This is a genomic window from Endozoicomonas sp. SESOKO4 (assembly GCF_024606275.1).
Genome location: NZ_JAHHPS010000552.1, coordinates 1 through 1,963, shown reverse-complemented (window position 1 = coordinate 1,963; position 1,963 = coordinate 1). Strand labels below are relative to the sequence as shown.

Here is a 1,963-nt window from a genome sequence, read left to right as displayed (position 1 = left end):
GCTGGCCGGAATGGAAAGACAAGGATGGCGAGTTCAGCATGGAGCTGTTCCGCTCCTTCTCATCCATGAATAATGGCAAAGGCATGCCCAAACATAAGGAAGTGAAAGAAATGCCGGGCTGGCCGGAATGGAAAGACAAGGATGGCGAGTTCATTATGGAGTTGTTCCGCTCCTTCTCGTCTATTAATCATGGCAAAGGCGTGCCCAAACATGAGCAAGTGAAAGAGGTGCTGAGCTGGCCAGAATGGAAAGACAGGGATGGTGTGTTCAGTATAAAACTGTTCCGCGCTTTCTCATCGATGAACAGCTGTAAAGGCATGCCAAAACATGAGGAAGTAAAAGAGGTGCTGGACTGGCCTGAATGGAATGACAAGGATGGCAAGTTCAACATTGAGCTGCTCCGCGCCTTCTCGTCCATGAATTGCAACAGGGGCATGCTTAAACATGAGGAAGTGAAAGAGGTACTGGATTGGCCGGAATGGAAAGACAAGAATGGCAGGTTCAATATTGAGCTCTTCCGCTCCTTCTCCTCCATCAATAATGGTCACGGCATACTCAAACATGATGATGTAAAAGAGGTGCTGGACTGGCCTGAATGGAAAGAGATGGATGGCGAGTTCAATATGGAACTGTTCCACGCCTTCTCGTCCATGAATCATGGCAAAAGCGTTCCCAGCCATGAGCGATTGAAAAAAATGATGGTCTGGACAAGTTGCGGGGGTGCGCTCAATCATCGACTCCTGCAAACTATGACCAGGCTCTGGACAGCAGAAGGGCTACCTGACATCGAAGCGCTGCAACATCAGGAAACACAACTAAAACAGTGGCTGTTAACAGAACTTACTGAAGATAAAAGTGATTCAGATAGTAAAGAGGACGACGAATACAATAGCGATTCAGAGAATGAAGAGAATGATAATTCCAATCGCCAGATAAAAACGGTTGCTCTTTATCTTTCCACCCTTAAGCCAGACTGGTTATTAAACTGGGCGATTTTAAAACAGTTTCATCAATTCCATGAAAATACCAAAGCTTTTCTGATGCTGGAATCATTGATAAGGCTTCTTTCTTCTTATGGAGGGAAAGGCGTCGAACGTTTCCTTCACGCCAGTGGACAAGACCGGGATTTTTTGTGGCATCATTCGACTAAAGCCGTGCCTTTGCACGTGTTAAATAAGGCAATGGTTCTGTTTTCTGCCAATGAATACAGATCGCGTTTTGTCTATTTCGCCAAGCGGCTGAAGTCATTGCCGGACAAAAGCCTGTGGGAACAGTACTCAGCCCAGTTGCAACTATTGTCGGGGGTGCTGAAACACGACTATATGAAAAGGCTCTACTGGGAAATCCTGAAAAACTTAACAAAGGATGATCAGCTGCGTTTTCTGGATGCCAGCCGTGCCCGGGCTGTATTCGACCTGTTTCCCTCGTTGGGCGCCCTGCATAAACTCAGCAAAGAGCATTCTTCCCAATGGTTAAAACGGCTGCTTGAAGCCTGCCTTCGGCTAAAAAACCATGACATCACCAAAGAAGGCATCCAGCTAATCTTTGAGGCGCTACTGGAAACCCATAGCCTTCTGCCCTGGGATCAAGATATCCCCAACCACTTTCTTTCCGGGATGCGAACGACCGGCAACAACACCGTTGAGGTACCCGTCTCCGGACTTATCCCATCAGGAGAACAGCTCGCCCTGAGTTATATCGCTGTGTTGATGCGGAACCTCAACGAGATGTCTTTTACCGTTAAAGGTCAGTGGCTTGAGGTTGAGGTGCCGGATGACGGTGTTCAGATCTATCGCTATCCCGTGCCACAGCTGAAAATACAGGATGAAACAATGGCAATCAGCAACTGGTCAGAGGAGCAGTTCAGGATTTTTTTGAAAATCACAGGAGTATCTGAACACTATTATCTGACAGCAGATCAATGGCAAAAGCACTTAAACCCGGATGACCCGGTCTACATCCA

At 47.2% G+C, this 1,963-nt stretch carries 1 protein-coding gene; it reads left to right on the top strand.

Annotated elements, in window-relative coordinates:
* A partial coding sequence (locus KDK16_RS10695; RefSeq protein WP_257276082.1) for a hypothetical protein occupies positions 1–1,963 on the top strand: 1,963 nt, incomplete at both ends.